At 61.1% G+C, this 16,059-nt stretch carries 14 protein-coding genes; 8 read left to right on the top strand and 6 right to left on the bottom strand.

The window, feature by feature from the left end:
* Positions 1-51: 51 nt before the first annotated feature.
* The 4 genes from AO692_RS27455 to phaZ all read left to right on the top strand — a co-directional run bounded on the left by AO692_RS27455 (position 52) and on the right by phaZ (position 4,947).
* Complete coding sequence (locus tag AO692_RS27455) at positions 52-1,749, top strand: long-chain-fatty-acid--CoA ligase (RefSeq protein ID WP_054313233.1); 1,698 nt, start codon at positions 52-54, stop codon at positions 1,747-1,749.
* A 75-nt stretch (positions 1,750-1,824) separates the two neighbouring features.
* Positions 1,825-2,310 (top strand): MaoC family dehydratase, encoded by a 486-nt coding sequence (locus AO692_RS27450; RefSeq protein ID WP_054313232.1) that lies wholly within the window; start codon positions 1,825-1,827, stop codon positions 2,308-2,310.
* A 3-nt stretch (positions 2,311-2,313) separates the two neighbouring features.
* Positions 2,314-4,068, top strand: coding sequence for an alpha/beta fold hydrolase (locus AO692_RS27445; RefSeq protein WP_082407589.1), 1,755 nt, complete (start codon positions 2,314-2,316; stop codon positions 4,066-4,068).
* A gap of 48 nt (positions 4,069-4,116) precedes the next feature.
* Entirely contained in the window at positions 4,117-4,947 is an 831-nt protein-coding gene (gene phaZ, locus AO692_RS27440) for a poly(3-hydroxyalkanoate) depolymerase (protein WP_054313231.1), read from the top strand.
* Between the two features lie 106 nt (positions 4,948-5,053).
* On the opposite strand, the gene AO692_RS27435 is transcribed toward phaZ, so the two are convergent.
* From AO692_RS27435 to AO692_RS27425, 3 genes are read right to left on the bottom strand one after another with little or no spacing between them, the layout of a single operon-like run.
* On the bottom strand, positions 5,054-6,094 hold the full coding sequence (locus tag AO692_RS27435) for a zinc-dependent alcohol dehydrogenase family protein (RefSeq protein ID WP_054313230.1): 1,041 nt from the start codon (positions 6,092-6,094) through the stop codon (positions 5,054-5,056).
* Positions 6,095-6,142: 48 nt separating this feature from the next.
* Complete coding sequence (maiA, locus tag AO692_RS27430) at positions 6,143-6,796, bottom strand: maleylacetoacetate isomerase (protein ID WP_054313229.1); 654 nt, start codon at positions 6,794-6,796, stop codon at positions 6,143-6,145.
* On the bottom strand, positions 6,793-7,488 hold the full coding sequence (locus AO692_RS27425) for a fumarylacetoacetate hydrolase family protein (RefSeq protein ID WP_054313228.1): 696 nt from the start codon (positions 7,486-7,488) through the stop codon (positions 6,793-6,795). The genes maiA and AO692_RS27425 overlap by 4 nt, the downstream gene beginning before the upstream one ends.
* A gap of 231 nt (positions 7,489-7,719) precedes the next feature.
* On the opposite strand from AO692_RS27425, the gene AO692_RS27420 reads away from it, so the two are divergent.
* Positions 7,720-8,403, top strand: coding sequence for a response regulator transcription factor (locus AO692_RS27420; RefSeq protein ID WP_054313260.1), 684 nt, complete (start codon positions 7,720-7,722; stop codon positions 8,401-8,403).
* Between the two features lie 75 nt (positions 8,404-8,478).
* Here the strand turns inward: AO692_RS27420 and AO692_RS27415 are convergent, their stop codons facing one another.
* Both AO692_RS27415 and AO692_RS27410 read right to left on the bottom strand, forming a co-directional pair.
* A complete protein-coding gene (locus AO692_RS27415; protein WP_054313227.1) occupies positions 8,479-9,813 on the bottom strand; it encodes a hybrid sensor histidine kinase/response regulator in 1,335 nt (444 codons plus the stop codon).
* Between the two features lie 5 nt (positions 9,814-9,818).
* On the bottom strand, positions 9,819-11,021 hold the full coding sequence (locus AO692_RS27410; protein ID WP_244483509.1) for an FIST N-terminal domain-containing protein: 1,203 nt from the start codon (positions 11,019-11,021) through the stop codon (positions 9,819-9,821).
* Between the two features lie 224 nt (positions 11,022-11,245).
* Here AO692_RS27410 and AO692_RS27405 point away from each other — a divergent pair, with 224 nt between their 5' ends.
* The 3 genes from AO692_RS27405 to AO692_RS27395 all read left to right on the top strand — a co-directional run bounded on the left by AO692_RS27405 (position 11,246) and on the right by AO692_RS27395 (position 15,135).
* Positions 11,246-11,746 (top strand): (2Fe-2S)-binding protein, encoded by a 501-nt coding sequence (locus AO692_RS27405; protein ID WP_054313226.1) that lies wholly within the window; start codon positions 11,246-11,248, stop codon positions 11,744-11,746.
* Between the two features lie 125 nt (positions 11,747-11,871).
* The gene (locus AO692_RS27400; protein WP_054313225.1) at positions 11,872-14,214 is read left to right on the top strand and encodes a xanthine dehydrogenase family protein molybdopterin-binding subunit; all 2,343 of its coding nucleotides are present in this window, start codon (positions 11,872-11,874) and stop codon (positions 14,212-14,214) included.
* A gap of 111 nt (positions 14,215-14,325) precedes the next feature.
* A complete protein-coding gene (locus tag AO692_RS27395; RefSeq protein ID WP_054313224.1) occupies positions 14,326-15,135 on the top strand; it encodes a xanthine dehydrogenase family protein subunit M in 810 nt (269 codons plus the stop codon).
* Between the two features lie 52 nt (positions 15,136-15,187).
* Here the strand turns inward: AO692_RS27395 and AO692_RS27390 are convergent, their stop codons facing one another.
* On the bottom strand, positions 15,188-16,048 hold the full coding sequence (locus AO692_RS27390; RefSeq protein WP_054313223.1) for an NmrA family NAD(P)-binding protein: 861 nt from the start codon (positions 16,046-16,048) through the stop codon (positions 15,188-15,190).
* Positions 16,049-16,059: the final 11 nt, after the last annotated feature.

Raw genomic sequence — 16,059 nt, 5'->3', positions numbered from 1 at the left:
CATTTCCTGCGCGTCTAGATTGTAGGAAAGCGCGATCCAGGGGAGGAGCGCATGGAGCGTATCTGGGTAAGGAATTACCCTGCCGGCGTGCCGGCCGAGGTCGACATCAATCAGTATTCGTCGGTCGTTGCGCTGTTCGAAGAGAGCTTCGCGAAATACAGGAACGAAAAGGCCTATGTCTTCATGGACAAGGCCCTGACCTTCGGCGAAGTCGACAGCCTTTCACGCGATTTCGCGGCCTATCTGCAGGGGCTCGGTTTGAAGCGCGGCGACCGCGTCGCCATCATGATGCCGAATGTGCTGCAATATCCGATCGCAGTCGCGGCCGTCATGCGTGCCGGTTTCATCGTGGTCAACGTCAACCCGCTCTACACGCCGCGCGAACTGGAGCATCAGCTCAACGATTCCGGCGCGCAGGCGATCGTCATCCTCGAGAATTTCGCAGCCACTTTGCAGGAGGTCATCCGCAACACGCCCGTCAAGCATGTCGTCTTGGCCAGTGTCGGCGATTTGCTGGGTTTCCCGAAGGGCATGGTCGCCAATCTGGTGTTGCGCAAGGTCAAGAAGGCGATACCGGCCTTTTCGTTGCCCGGCGCGGTGCGCTTCGGCGCTGCGCTGGCAGCAGGCAGGGGCAAGAAATTCGATCGGCCGGAAATCGGGCCCAACGATGCGGCGGTACTGCAATATACTGGTGGCACCACCGGCGTTTCCAAAGGGGCGACGCTGCTCCACCGCACCATCATCGCCAACCTGCTTGCTTCCGAAGCGTGGACGCAGCCTGGTCTCAAACGCAGGCCGATCAGCGGCCAGCTGACCTTCATCACCGCACTGCCACTCTATCACGTCTACGCCTTCATCACTTGCGGACTGCTTGCGATGCGTACCGGTGGGGTCAATGTGCTGATCCCCAATCCGCGCGATATCCCGGCGACGATCAGGGAAATGGCAAAATACCGCTTCCACGTCATGCCGGGCGTCAACACGCTGTTCAACGCGCTCGCCAACAATCCGGAATTCGCCAAGCTGGATTTCTCGCAGTTCCGCATCGCCAATGGCGGCGGCATGGCGGTGCAGGAGGCGGTGGCCAGGAAATGGCTGGCGGTGACCGGTTGTCCGATCGTCGAAGGCTATGGCCTGTCTGAAACCTCTTCCGGTATCGCCTGTAATCCAACCGACAACGATGCCTACACCGGCACGATCGGCTTGCCCTTGCCAAATGTCGAGATCAGGCTCCTCGATGATGACGGCCATGATGTGCCGCATGGTCAGCCCGGCGAGATCGCCATCCGTGGGCCGCAAGTCATGTCCGGCTATTGGAACCGGCCCGATGAGACAGAGAAGGTGATGACGCCGGACGGCTTCTTCAAATCCGGTGATGTCGGCATCATGGACGACAATGGCTATGTGAGGATTGTCGACCGCAAGAAGGACATGATCCTGGTTTCGGGGTTCAACGTCTATCCGAACGAGGTCGAGGCCGTCGCCGTGCTGCATCCGGGTGTCCTGGAAGCCGCTGTCGTCGGCGTGCCGGACAAGAATTCCGGCGAAGCGGTGATGATGTTCGTGGTGCGGAAAGATCCAACTCTCACCAAGGAGGTGCTGGCGGAGTTCTGCGTCAAGCATCTTACCGGCTACAAGAAGCCGAAATACATCGAGTTCAGGGACGATCTGCCGCGTACGAATGTCGGCAAGATCCTGCGCCGTGAGCTGCGCGACCAGGTGATCAAGGAGATGGCGGCGCCACGATGAGTGCCTTGTCGCCGAATTGACAGGGCGGCGCGTTCATGGTCGGACGGGGCAGCTGAAACAATCAGGAATGATGGAATGAGCAAGTCACCTCCGACCTACGAACAGCTCCGGGCCATGACCGGGCAGGAGCTTGGCGTTTCCGATTGGGTGGAGGTCGATCAGACCCGCATCGACCAGTTCGCCGAGTGCACCGAGGATCGGCAGTGGATCCACACCAGTCCCGAGCGAGCGAAGAAGGAAAGTCCGTTCCGTACGACAATCGCGCATGGCTATCTGAGCCTGTCGCTGATCGGCGGTCTCAGCCAGCAGATGAACGTCGTGCCTGAGAACACCCAGGCCGTCTTCAACTACGGCCTGGACAAGGTGCGTTTCCTGGCACCGGTCAGGGTCGGCACACGGGTCAGGCTGCGTGCCTCGCTGATCTCGGTGGAGGACAAGGCCCCAGGTCAGTACCTGATGAAATTCGCCAACACGATCGAGATCGAGGGTGAGGAGAAACCGGCGCTGATGGCCGAGACTCTGGCCATGTTCTACGAGCGGCGGAGAAAAGCGGGAGGATAATCCATGGCGAAGGCGCCGGCGAAGGACAGCAAGGACGGCGAAAAGCGTGGCGGTGAGGAAAGGGCGAGAGACACGCGCCCGCTTGCCGAGCAGATTGCCGATGAGGCAGCCGAAAACACGCTGGCGCTCAATCCGCTTGTCGGCCTGCGCACGCAGGATATCGCAGCTGCAACCGGCTCGGTGCTGAAAGCACTGGCCAGCCACCCGCAGGCGTTGGCCGAGCAATGGCTCGCCTTTGCCAGCGAGTTCGGCAAGATCGTCACCGGCCAGTCCGAAATTGCCGCCGATCCCAAGGACCGTCGGTTCGCCGATCCGGCCTGGAAGTCGAGCAGCCTGCACAAGGCGGTGATGCAGTCCTATGTCGCCTGGAGCAAGTCAGTGACAGAGTTGGTCGCCAAGACCGATCTGCCCGAGAAGGACGCGGCGCGTGCGCGGCTGATCACATCCATCTTCGTCGACACGATGGCGCCTTCCAACAACCCTGCCTTGAACCCGACCGCCATCAAGACCCTGGTGGATACCGGCGGGAAAAGTGCGGTCAGCGGGCTGAAGAATTTCCTCGACGACATGACGCGCAATGGCGGCCTCCCGTCCTCGGTCGATGCCTCCAAGTTCAAGGTGGGCGAGAACCTTGCCAACAGTCCAGGCACGGTCGTGTTCAGGAACGAAGTGCTCGAGCTCGTCCACTACACCGCGACGACGGAGAAGGTCTATCAGCGGCCGCTGCTGGTAGTGCCGCCGCAGATCAACAAGTATTATTCGGTCGATCTTTCGCCGGACAAGAGCATGATCAAATTCCTGCTCAGCCACGGCATTCAGCCTTATTGCGTTTCCTGGCGCAACCCGACGCCGGAACAGCGCGACTGGGGCCTCGACACCTATATCGCTGCGCTGGATGAGGCTTGCGACGCTGCGCGCGAGATCACCGGCGCCGATACAGTCAACATCATGGGCTCGTGCTCCGGCGGCATCACGCTGTCGACCTACGTTGCCTGGCTGGCCGCGCAGAAGAAGGAGAAGATCAACGCCGTCATCCTGGCTGTCTGCGTGCTCAACACCCAAGCCGACACGGATTCGGATTTCGCGGCCCTGGTGACGCCCGAGACGATCATGGCGGCCAAGCAGATGTCGAAAGCGAGGGGCATCCTCGATGGCCATGAAATGGCGAAGATGTTCGCCTGGATGCGGCCGAACGACCTGATCTGGAACTATTGGGTCAACAACTATCTGCTCGGCAACGCCCCGCCGGCTTTTGACGTGCTCTACTGGAACGCCGACACCACCCGCCTGCCGGCCCGGCTGCATGGCGACTTCCTCGATCTCATCTTCACCAACCCGTTCATGAATCCGGGCAAGATGTCGATCCACGGCGTGCCGATCGACATGGGTAAGGTGAAGCACGATACCTACGTCATCGGCGGCACCACCGACCACATCACGCCTTGGAAAGCCGTCTACCAGACCGCGCGGCTCTATGGCGACAACACTACCTTCATCCTCTCCAATTCCGGCCACCTGCAGAGCCTGCTCAACCCGCCCGGCAATCCGAAGGCCTGGTATGTGAAGGGCAGGACGAAGGAAAAGGATGCCGATGCATGGACGGCAAAGGCAGAAAAGCACGAAGGCAGCTGGTGGCTCGACTGGGCGGCCCATCTCAAGGAGCGTTCAGGCGCCGAGGTCGCAGCGCCGAAGACGCCGGGCAGTGCCAAGCACAAGCCAATGGGGGCAGCGCCGGGCACATACGTGTTCGAGCCCTGATTGCTCAGGGACGTCGCAAAAGCTTTGAAACGAACGGGGACGGACTGAATGGCGATGGCTGCACGCAAGGCCAAGGCGGACGGCGCGATGGACATCAAGATGTTCGATGTCGACGGGCAGCTGCTGCGCGTCGGTATCCGTCACGGCAGTTCCAGCCGTCCGCCTTTGATGATGTTCAACGGCATCGGCGCCAATCTTGAACTGGCTGCACCGTTCATGGCAGCGCTGGCGGACACCACCGGCATCATCTTCGACGTGCCGGGCGTCGGCGGCTCACCCAATCCGATCTTTCCCTATCGCCCTTCGACACTGGCGCGTCTCGGAAAACGTCTCGGCGAAATCCTCGGCCATGACAGGCTGGACATTTCCGGCGTGTCATGGGGCGGAGGGCTCGCCCAGCAATTCGCCTTTCAGTACCCGTCGGTCTGCCGCAAGCTGATCCTGGCAGCCACCGCGCCTGGGATCACCATGGTGCCGGGCGCTCCCAACGTGCTCTCCAAGATGGCGAGCCCGCGCCGTTACACCGATCCAGGCTATATGCGCTCGATTGCTGCCGATATCTACGGCGGCGATTTCCGCAAGGATCCGACGCTGATCAACCGCCATGCGTCGGCCATGAAGGGAGCCTCGCAATACGGCTACTTCCTGCAGCTCTTCGCGATGAGCGGCTGGACCAGCCTGCCTTGGCTGTGGATGCTGCGCCAGCCGACATTGATCATGGCCGGTACCGACGATCCGTTGGTGCCGGTGATCAATGCCAGAATGCTCAACACGATGATCCCCCGGTCGCGGCTTGAATTGCTCGACGACGGTCATCTGTTCCTGGTGACCAAGCCGAAGCAGTCAGCTGAGATGATCGAGGCTTTCCTGAGGGAATGACCGATCAGAGCGCCGCGCGGCCTTTCGGACGCGCGAAGGACACTCTAACACTTTTATCTACGCATCGTGCTTTCCGAAAATCGACTCCGATTTTCGGGCCGATGCTTCAGAACCGTGTCACCACCCCAATGCCGGTGCCCTCGAAATTGCCCATGGCCATCAGCGCCGCCGGTGCTTCGTCGAGGCTGTAGGTCTTGCCGATCAGGAGGTCAGGCCGCAGCTTGCCGGTCTTGATCATTTCCATCATAGCGCCATAGCGGAACGCCTGCATGCCGTGGCTGCCACGGATCTCGAGTTCATGGGCGATGACCTTGGCCATCGGGATCGCCGCCTTGGCGTGGTCGCCGAGCATCAGCCCGACCTGAACGTGCCGGCCGCGGCGGCGCAGGTTCGAGATCGAGTTGTAGGACGTGGTCGGGTGACCGAGCGCGTCCATCGACATGTGGGCGCCGCCATTGGTGATCTGCTTGACCGCTTTCACCACATTGGGCGTCTCCGCAGCATTGATCGTAGCGACAGCCCCCAATTTCTTCGCCAGCTCGAGTTTCTCGTTGGTGAGGTCGATCGCGACGACATTGGCGCCCATGGCATTGGCGATCATGATGGCCGACAAGCCGACGCCGCCGCAGCCATGCACAGCTACCCATTCACCCGGAGTGACGCGGCCCTGGTCGACGACGGCACGGAAGGACGTCACGAAACGGCAGCCGAGGCTGGCCGCGGTGGCGAAATCCATTTCTTCGGGAATGGAGACGAGATTGGTATCGGCGTGATCGATCGCGACATATTCGGCATAGGAGCCCCAGGCCGAAAATCCGGGCTGGAACTGGTGCTCGCACACCTGGTGATTACCGGAGGCACACTCGAAACAATGTCCGCAGGCTGCAACGAAGGGCACGGTCACACGCGCCCCGGCCTTCCAGTTGCGCACCTGGCGGCCAGCCGCCACGACGGTGCCGGCAAGTTCATGTCCCGGCACATGCGGCAGGCGGATGTCGGGATCATGCCCCATCCAGCCATGCCAGTCGCTGCGGCAGAGTCCGGTCGCGGCGACCTTGATCACGACGCCGTCGGGCGAGGGAACGGGATCCGGCACCGTGCGGATCACGGGTGTTTCCCCGAATTTCTCGAACACGACGGCCTTCATTGGCATTCTCCGTTCAAAGTCTTTTCTTCGGGAGTGCAGTGAGCTGCCCTAGCCCTCCGCGTCTGGCTGGTTCTGCGGTGCGGCCTTCTGGAAGGCGGGCAACTCCAGGCAGGCGGCGTTGATGCGTGAGATGATCGGATAGGGGCTCATGTCGACGCCGAAGCGGCCGTTGTTGGTAACCTGCGCGACAAGGCAGATGTCGGCCAGTCCTGGCGTGTCGCCATGACAGAACGTTCCCGTCTGCGGAGAGGAAGCCAACATCTTTTCAAGAGGTTGGAAGCCTTCATTGACCCAATGCCGGAACCAGTTGACGACGTCCTCGTCGCCTGCGCCGAACACTGTGCGAAGGCTGGTCAGCACGCGCAGATTGTTCACCGGATGGATGTCGCAGGCGATCATCTGGGAAAGCATGCGCACGCGGGCTCGGCCGGCAGCATCTTTGGGCAGCAATGCAGGCTCAGGTCTGATCTCGTCCAGAAACTCGATGATGGCCAGCGATTGCGTCAGCAAGGTGCCATCGTCCCAGATCAGCGCCGGCACAAGCCCCTGCGGATTGACCGAGAGATAGGCTGGCTCGAGATGCTCGCCGTGGCGCAGGTGGTGCGGCACATAGGTGTAGGTGATACCCTTCATCTCCAGCGCAATTCGGACGCGGTACGACGTCGAGGAGCGATAGTAATTGTGCAGGACGATTCCGCTCATCGCGCTTGTCCTATTGTGAGTTGGATCGTGCCGATGCCGTCGACGCCGCCGTTGATGCGATCACCTGCAACCAGCGGACCGACGCCGGCTGGCGTGCCGGTGAAAATGAGATCACCGGGCTGAAGCTCCACCGCCTCGCTGCAGATCGCCACGATGTCGGCGATTGGCCAGATGAGCTCGGCAAGATCGCCTTCTTGCTTGACCGTGTCGTTCACCGAGAGCCAGATGCGACCCTTTTGAGGGTGACCGGATTGCACCGCCGGTGTCAAAGGCCCGCAGGGGGCCGAGAGGTCGAAAGCCTTAGCCCAATCCCATGGCCTTGCAGCCTTTTTTGCTTCCTCCTGCAAGTCACGACGGGTCAGGTCGATGCCGACGCCATATCCCCATACATGATCCAGGGCTTGCGCCGCAGGGATGCGGAAGCCGCTCTTGCCGATGGCGGCGACCAGCTCGATCTCATGATGCAGGTTTTTCGTGAGGGCCGGATAGGGGATCGTTTGCCCCGAATCGACCACGGCATCGGCAGGCTTGGTGAAGAAGAAGGGCGGATCGCGCTCGTCATTGCCAAGCTCGCGGGCATGAGCGGCATAATTGCGGCCGACGCAGAAGATGCGCCGCACCGGGAAACGCTTGGAAGAACCAGCGATGGCGACAGACGGTGTCGTTGGTGCCGCCAAGGCAAACGCGCTCATGCCACATCCTTTCCCTGCCGAAACCCGGCATGCCGAACGCGCGCACATTCGTTTGTTTTGGATCGAGGGGCAAGGCATCAGCTTTCGCAAATGCCAGCTTCCGCGATCAACAGTTGATTATGGCTGGCACACTGGCGCGATCTCCTTGCCAATGTACTATTGGCTAATGAACGGATTGTCGGTGCGGGCGTATGCTGGCCAATGACGACCGAGATCAGGGCGAGTGCGGCCATGAGTGCAGCGAGCGAAGTCGCAAGATTTCTGATTATCGACGACCACCCGCTGTTTCGGGAGGCTTTGCACAGCGCCGTGCGCATGGCCTATCCCGAGGTCGACACCGTCGAGGCCCGTTCGATCGGCGAGGCGGTTGAGTTGCTGGCCGAGGCCCTGCCATTCGATCTGGCGCTGCTGGACCTTTCCATGCCGGATGTTCACGGTTTCGAGGGATTGCTGCAGCTGCGCACGCGTTATCCTCACCTGCCGGTCGTGATCGTCTCCGGTTACGAGGATCCCAAGATCATTTCGGAAGCCCTGTCCTATGGTGCGGCGGGCTTTATTCCGAAATCGGTGCGAAAGGACGATCTTGCCGCTGCCATCCGCTCGGTGATGGAGGGCGCGATCTATGTGCCCGATACTTACACCGCCGAGCAACCCGATTCGGAAAGCAGCGATCGTGCCGATATGGTGCAGCGGTTGTCGCGCCTGACTCCGCAGCAATTGCGGGTGCTGCAGATGCTGCGCCAGGGCATGCTGAACAAGCAGATTGCCTATGAATTGCAGGTCGGCGAGACGACAGTGAAAGCGCACGTCTCGGAAATCCTGCGCAAGCTCAACGTCTACAGCCGCACCCAGGCCGTGATCGAAGTGTCGAAACTCGACAACGCCGAGCTGTTCCGGGATCAGCAGGGGTTCTAGGGGGAGGCAGTAGGGGAGTAAGGCAGTAAGGCAAAGCACCATCTGCCTTATTGCCCTATTCCCTTAACTGCCCTTCTACGCCAACAAATGCGCCAGCAATGCCCTCAACTGTGCCGGTTTCAATGGCTTGCGCATGAATTCAATGCCTGCTGCGCGGGCGGCGTTCATGACACTTTCCGAAGGATCGGCGGTCACGAGCAGGGCGGGCACGGCACGGCCGAGATAGTCGCGCACTTGTGAAACGGTCATGGTGCCGAGGTCGCCGCCTTCCAGATGCTGGTCGGCAATGATGATGTCGGGCACCCAATCGGTATCGCCCAACGCGTCCAGCGCCTCGTCGGTCGACGTTGCCGCGCGCACCGTGCATTGCCAGCGTTCCAGCAGTGAGGTCATGGCAGCCAGCACTTCGATATCGTTTTCAACCAGCAGGACCCTGGTCCCGAACAGGCCGTAGCCAGGCTGGCGTTCGGTCTCGACCGTACCGGGTTCTGGAACTGAATGGGTGGAAACCGGCACGTCGATATGAAAGATCGTGCCGCGGCCGACCTTGGAAGAGAAGGTGACCGGGTGGCCGAGCGCGCCGGCCATGCGCTTGACGATGGCAAGTCCCAGCCCGAGCCCGCCGCCAGCCAACTCGGCATCGGGCATGCGCGTACCACGGTGGAATTCCTCGAACACCGCCTCGCGCTGATCCTCGGGAATGCCGCAGCCCGTATCTGCAACGTCGATGCGGATCACGTTGCCGCGCTGGCGTGTGCCGACGAGTACGCCGCCTTGTCGCGTATAGCGGAGCGCGTTGGACAGGATGTTTTGCAGGATACGGCGCAAAAGCGTGCGGTCGGACCGGACAGCGATCGCCACTGGCCGGAATCGGAGCGACAGGCCTTTTGTTTCGGCGATCGGCTGGAAGTCGGAGCGCAGTGCCGAAAACAGCGTTTCCAGATTGACGTCGGTCGTTTCAGGTTCGACCACGCCGGCATCGAGTTTCGAGATGTCGAGCAGTGTATGCAGCAGGTCTTCCATGGTCTGCAGCGAACGCTCGACCTGACGAACCAGTTTGCGGCCTTCTTCCGAAGTCTGCAGTTCGGCCAGCGCCGAAACAGACAAATGGGCCGCGTTCAGCGGCTGCAGCACATCATGGCTGGCAGCCGCCAGAAACCGGGTCTTTGAGAGGTTGGCATGTTCTGCGCTTTCCTTGGCGACCGAAAGCGCCATGTTCGACTGTTCCAGCCGGCGCAGCGTGGAATGCAGTTCCTCGGTGCGCATGCGCACCCGGTTTTCCAGCGATATCGCCGTCTGGAACAGCGAGAAGGCATTGCCCTGCTGGTCCATGGAACGTTCGACGCGGCTAACCAGAGCTGCGTTGATCTTCTTTAGCCGTTCGATGTCCTGAATGTCATTGAGCGGCATCCGGCTTACTCCGCTGCCTGCGGTTGCCCGAACGCGATGCCGGTGAAGGTCTGGTTGAGGTGCATGGACCGGTATTGCTCGCCATAGGTCCCGAAGCCGATCACCTTGTTGGCGCGGTAGAGCTCGGAAATGTCCCGGAACACCTGGCGGTTGCGGGCGTCGAGCCGACGCAGGACGCAATCGAAGCCGAGGATCATGTCGATGCTGCCCAACTTGGCCTCGACATCCCTGAGCGCGGCCTTGGTGGTCTCGACCATGCCCAAGGGTTGCGCGACCGACAACACCACGCCGTCGTCGATGGCGCAGAAGAAGGACAGCGAGCCGTCAGAATTCATCTTCTGGATGGAGCGGCAGTAATATTCGCCGCCCACCTTTACCACGACTGGATGCGAGGCGAAGGAGAATGGCGTCAGCGTCTGCTGCACGATGCCGACCGAAGCGGCATATTCGGTGGCTGCGACATCGGCGTTGAATTCGCGCACGATGCGGTGATCGGGGTCGGATGCCGTCACCACCAGCTTCTCGTCGGTCGGCACGAAGTTGTCGGTCTTGAAGACCTGGAAGGGGATGGTCGTGGCGATCAGCACGACAATGGCGCAGTCGGACGCGACATGGCCGTTGCTGATCAGGGTGGTAGTCTCGAATTTGAGGTCGTCGCCGGCCGAACCGCCGAGCAGGGGAATGTCGTCGAGGCCCCAGTGGATCGCCGAAGTGACCGCTTCCTCTGCGTAGGAGAGACCATCGATGAAGCAAAGCGCGAAGGTGTTCCCGGTTCGCGCATATTTGCTTGTTGCGCGCAGCGTGCGCCGCAACGTCTCCACTTCGCCGGTGATACCGTCCATTGCCGAGGATGACAGGTCCCGCACCATGGAGCTGGCAACGGTGAAGGTCGCCGAGGGAAGCAGCATCGCCAGCATATGGCCTTCTTCCAGGCCATCTGGCGTGATCTCGCCGGCGGTCGAGCAGGCAGCGTAGTCCAGGGTAGGGACATGGCGCTTCAGGGCGGCAGCAAGCGTCTGCGCATCGATCAGGCTCTGTGAGAAGAACAGCAACATGAAGCCTGCGCCGATCGCCTCGGCTTCCCGGGCGATCTCGGCCGCAAAATGTTCCGCATCGGGCTCGCTCGAGGTGAGCGCCGACAGGCCGCACACATAGCGCGTCCGCGAAGCGACCAGCTTTTCCTCCCCAATCTTGTCGGCGCTCCTCAACGCCGTTCGTATTGTTGCAATAGGCCTCCTCGATTGGCAATGGGCGCGCCCTCAAGCCCATGACCGAAAGTACAATATACGGCGTATTGGGCGGATTGCATTCTCACAAAACAGGGATTGTCCGGAGTGAATTTTCAAGCGATTCCAGAACACAAAATACGGTCTGCCGGTCCGTCCGGAGGAAGCCGGCAGTCACACCGAGGTTGAATACCCAGGGAGGTTTCATGTCGGACATTTCGTTGACCGTGAACGGCAGGCAGGTGCGCGCCACTGTCGAGGACCGCACGCTTCTGGTTCATTTTCTGCGCGAACATCAAGGACTTACCGGTACGCATGTCGGCTGCGATACCTCGCAGTGCGGCGCCTGCGTCGTCCATGTCGACGGCAAGGCGATGAAGTCCTGCTCGATGCTCGCCGCCCAGGTCTCGGGTTCGACCATCGTAACGATCGAAGGGATCGCCAATGGTGCGGATCTGCACCCCGTGCAGGCGGCCTTCAAGGAACACCATGGCTTGCAATGCGGCTTCTGCACACCGGGCATGATCATGTCCGCGACCGATATGATTGCCCGCCATCCGGAAGGACTGGACGAGGCGACGGTGAGAGTGGAGCTCGAAGGCAACATCTGCCGCTGCACCGGATACCACAACATCGTCAAGGCGATACTGGCCGCTTCTCAAGCAATGTCGAAAGCATCGAAGCCGAAAGCGAAGAAAGCAGCCTGAGTCGCGACAACGCGAAACAACCGGCTGGCACGTCTTCGTATCGTGCAAAACCGATCAGGGACTTGGTCGCCAGGGCGACTGAACGGCCAAAACGAATTCACTTCAGGGTTCGGAGGAGAATTTTGATGGGTATGGAAGGAATTGGCGCTCGCGTCACCCGTAAGGAAGACAAGCGCTTCATCACCGGCGCGGGCCGCTATGTCGACGACATGGTGGTGCCCGGCATGAAACATGCCGTCTTCGTGCGCAGCCCGCACGCGCATGCGCAGATCAAGAAGATCGATGTCAAGCAGGCACAGGCCATGCCTGGCGTTGTCGCCGTTTTGACCGGCAAGGAATTGAAGGCCGATGGCATCGGCAATCTCATCTGTGGCTGGATGATCCATTCCAAGGATGGCTCACCGATGAAGATGGGCGCATGGTCGCCACTCGCCTTCGACCGCGTTCGCTACGTCGGCGACGCGGTGGCGATCGTGATTGCCGATACCAAGGGCGAGGCGCGCGACGCGGCCGAGGCCGTTGAAGTCACCTACAAGGAATTGAAGGCCGTTGTCGATGCGGTGAAGGCGCTGGAGAAGGGCGCGCCGCAACTGCACCCCGAAGCCGATAACAATCTCATCTTCGACTGGGAGATCGGCGATGCCAAGGCGACCGACGCGGCAATCAAGGCGGCGCATCACGTCACCCGCATGAAGATCGTCAACAACCGGCTTGTTCCCAACGCCATGGAGCCGCGGGCAGCGCTTGGGCACTACGATCGGGGCGAAGACCATTACACCTGCTGGACGACATCGCAGAATCCGCATGTCGCCCGCCTCGTGATGAGCGCCTTCTACAATGTCGCGCCGGAAAACAAGCTGCGCGTCATCGCCCCCGACGTCGGCGGCGGTTTCGGCTCGAAGATCTTCATCTATCCGGAAGAAGTCGTTTGTCTGTGGGCTTCCAAGAAGGCTGGTGTACCGGTGAAATGGGTAGCCGACCGCACCGAAAGCTTCCTGACCGATGCACATGGTCGCGACCATCACTCGACGGTGGAAATGGCTTTCGACAAGAACAATCGCATCACAGGTCTGAAGGTGGACACCGTCGCCAATCTCGGCGCCTACATGTCGCTCTTCTCGTCTTCGGTGCCGACCTATCTCTATGCCACGCTGCTGTCGGGCCAGTACAACATCCCAGCCATCCACGCCAATGTGCGCACCGTCTATACCAACACCGCGCCCGTTGATGCCTATCGCGGGGCGGGGCGACCTGAAGCGACCTATCTGCTTGAGCGCACCATGGAGACGGCCGCGCGGGAACTTGGCGTATCGCCTGCCGAGCTCAGGCGCAGCAATTTCATCACGCAGTTTCCTCATCAGACCCCGGTGATCATGTGTTACGACGCTGGCGATTATGGCGCCTCGCTGGACGCCGCGATGAAGGCCGCCGACTATGCCGGTTTCGCCAAGCGGCGCGACAAGGCCAGGAAGGCAGGCAAGCTGCGCGGCATCGGCATGAGCTGCTACATCGAGGCGTGTGGCATCGCACCCTCGGCGGCGGTTGGCTCCCTGGGAGCTGGCGTCGGGCTTTGGGAATCGGCGGAAGTGCGCGTCAACGCCGTCGGCACCATCGAGGTGCTGACCGGCTCGCACAGCCACGGCCAGGGCCACGAGACCACCTTCGCTCAGCTGGTTGCGGGTCGCTTCGGCGTGCCGATCGATTCCGTCAGCATCGTGCACGGTGACACCGACAAGGTGCAGATGGGCATGGGTACCTACGGGTCGCGCTCCGGTGCGGTGGGTATGAGCGCCATCGTCAAGGCGCTCGACAAGGTGGAGGCCAAGGCCAAGAAGATCGCCGCGCACCTTCTGGAAGCCGACGAGGGCGACATCGTCATCGAAAACGGCGCGCTGAAAGTGGCCGGCACCGACAAGAACGTGCCGTGGTTCCAGATGGCGCTTGCCGCCTACACCGCGCACAACCTGCCGAGTGGCATGGAGGCCGGCCTGAAGGAGACCTCCTTCTACGACCCGACCAACTTCACCTTCCCGGCGGGCTGCTACATCTGCGAGCTCGAGGTCGATCCGGAAACCGGTCTGACCGAGATCATCCAGTTCGTGGCCGCCGACGATTTCGGCAACATCATCAACCCGATGATCGTCGAGGGGCAGGTCCATGGCGGCATCGCGCAAGGTGTCGGCCAAGCCATGCTGGAAGGCGCCTTCTACGATGCAAGTGGCCAGCTGCTGACGGCGAGCTACATGGACTACACCATGCCGCGGGCCGACGACCTGCCGTCTTTCAAGGTTTCGACCTCGAACACGCCATGCCCGGGCAATCCTCTCGGCATCAAGGGCTGCGGTGAGGCCGGTGCCATCGGCTCGCCGCCCGCGGTCATCAATGCGCTTACCGATGCGTTGGGCATCGCCGATTTCACCATGCCGGCCTCGCCTTCCAGGGTGTGGGCGGCGGCGCAGAAACATTGAGGAAGCGAATAGTGAATAGGGAGTAGCGAGCAGGGTAGCCGAGGTGGAGTGGGAGAAATTCTCTACTCACTATTCGCTACTCTCTACTCACTCCCGAAGGGAGAAAGAACCATGTACTCCGTCAACTACCATCGCGCCAATTCGGTCGCGGATGCGGTGAAACTGCTGAAGACCGGCGATGCCAAGCTGCTTTCGGGCGGCATGACGTTGATCCCGGCCATGAAAACCCGACTGGCGGCGCCGTCGGATCTGGTTGATGTGTCCAGGATCGCGGCGCTGAAGGGCGTCAAGGTCAGCGGCAAGACCGTGACCATCGGTGCGGCCACTACGCATTACGAGGTCTCCACCGACGCCAAGCTGCAGAAGGCGTGTCCCGCACTGGCCGAGCTTGCCTCGATGATCGGCGATCCGGCCGTGCGCCATCGCGGTACGATCGGCGGCTCGATCGCCAACAATGATCCGGCCGCCGACTATCCGGCCGCCATGGTGGCATTGGGGGCGACGATCGTCACCAACAAGCGGGAGATCGCCGCCGACAAATTCTTCAAAGGCCTGTTTGAGACGGTGTTGAAGGAGGGTGAGATCGTTACCGCCGTCACGTTTACAGCACCCGCCAAGGCAGCTTACCAGAAGTTCCGCAACCCGGCCTCACGCTACGCCATCGTTGGCGTGTTCGTGGCCAAGGGCAAAGCGAATGGCAAGGACGACGTGCGCGTTGCTGTCACCGGCGCGGGCGATGATGGCGTCTTCCGGGCCAAGACGATCGAGGTCGCGCTGGCCAAATCGTTCGATCCGGCGGCTGTCGCCGGTGCCAAGGTATCGGCCGATGGCCTGATGACCGATATCCACGCCTCGGCCGATTACCGCGCAAATCTGATCGGCGTCATGGCAAAACGCGCCGTGGCTGCCGCCAACGGCTGACGGCACTCGCAATCACCGCAGGGAGAAGGGGCCGGAAGGCTCCTTCTTCATTTCAGCGAGCATTTTTCACCAGGTCGTCGACGTAGTTTTGCAAAGTGGTGCGACCCCGTTTGACATTGTCGAGTTTGGTGGTCTCGTCGACCACGGTGCCTGTCATGCGGGCGTAGGATTGTGCGGCAGGCTTGGAAAATCCGAACTGTTCAAAAGTTTCCACCCACCTTTCGCGTGGAATGACTTCGACGTCTATCGTCTTGTCGAGGGCTTCGGAAAAGGCACTTGCGACATTGCGCGGCGTGTAATGTTCCGGACCTTCGACATAGCGTAGATCGGTCTCGTCGACCGGTTCGAGCAGGCGCTCGGCAGCGGCTTCGCCGAGGTCTTGTGGGGCCACCATGGGAATGGAAAGATCCGCCGGCAGCAAGCTTGGCAGCTTGCCGCTGGCTTGAACGGCATCGAGCATGCCGCCCCAGTTGCTCATGTAGTAGGCGCCGCGATTGATGGCCGTCGCAATTGGTTGAGCTTTCAGCGCCTCCTCGAACTCGTGAAGAACGGTCAGGTCGCCGCATCGTTCGCCCGGTCGGGCACCATAGGTCGATGCCAGGACCACCTTCTCCAGTCCTGAGCCGTCGAGTGCCGTCACGATGGCTGCCAGATTGGCGCGTTCTTCCTTGTCGGTGTCGGTCGAGGGAGCGGCTGGCGGGTTGAGGAGAAATGCACGCCTACCGGTGCGGAATACCTGTCGCAACCCATCGGTATCGCGAACATCGGCAACAACGATCCTCGCACCGGCCTTTTGCAGGTCTGCGCCGTGATCGGCATTGCGCGTGACTACGGTTACCGGCTTGCCGCGTTTAAGAAGTGTGCGTGCGGTTGCCGAACCAACCTGGCCTGTTCCGCCGACAATGATGTGCATCATGCTTCTCC

It is taken from the genome of Mesorhizobium sp. 1M-11, assembly GCF_001303895.1.
Lineage (GTDB): Bacteria > Pseudomonadota > Alphaproteobacteria > Rhizobiales > Rhizobiaceae > Mesorhizobium.
This window is presented reverse-complemented; position numbering and strand designations above follow the sequence as displayed.

Coding starts and splice junctions, on each gene's coding strand:
- AO692_RS27455 (WP_054313233.1), top strand. CDS start 52: ATGGAGCGTATCTGGGTAAGGAATTACCCTGCCGGCGTGCCGGCCGAG.
- AO692_RS27450 (WP_054313232.1), top strand. CDS start 1,825: ATGAGCAAGTCACCTCCGACCTACGAACAGCTCCGGGCCATGACCGGG.
- AO692_RS27445 (WP_082407589.1), top strand. CDS start 2,314: ATGGCGAAGGCGCCGGCGAAGGACAGCAAGGACGGCGAAAAGCGTGGC.
- phaZ (WP_054313231.1), top strand. CDS start 4,117: ATGGCGATGGCTGCACGCAAGGCCAAGGCGGACGGCGCGATGGACATC.
- AO692_RS27435 (WP_054313230.1), bottom strand. CDS start 6,094: ATGAAGGCCGTCGTGTTCGAGAAATTCGGGGAAACACCCGTGATCCGC.
- maiA (WP_054313229.1), bottom strand. CDS start 6,796: ATGAGCGGAATCGTCCTGCACAATTACTATCGCTCCTCGACGTCGTAC.
- AO692_RS27425 (WP_054313228.1), bottom strand. CDS start 7,488: ATGAGCGCGTTTGCCTTGGCGGCACCAACGACACCGTCTGTCGCCATC.
- AO692_RS27420 (WP_054313260.1), top strand. CDS start 7,720: ATGAGTGCAGCGAGCGAAGTCGCAAGATTTCTGATTATCGACGACCAC.
- AO692_RS27415 (WP_054313227.1), bottom strand. CDS start 9,813: ATGCCGCTCAATGACATTCAGGACATCGAACGGCTAAAGAAGATCAAC.
- AO692_RS27405 (WP_054313226.1), top strand. CDS start 11,246: ATGTCGGACATTTCGTTGACCGTGAACGGCAGGCAGGTGCGCGCCACT.
- AO692_RS27400 (WP_054313225.1), top strand. CDS start 11,872: ATGGGTATGGAAGGAATTGGCGCTCGCGTCACCCGTAAGGAAGACAAG.
- AO692_RS27395 (WP_054313224.1), top strand. CDS start 14,326: ATGTACTCCGTCAACTACCATCGCGCCAATTCGGTCGCGGATGCGGTG.
- AO692_RS27390 (WP_054313223.1), bottom strand. CDS start 16,048: ATGCACATCATTGTCGGCGGAACAGGCCAGGTTGGTTCGGCAACCGCA.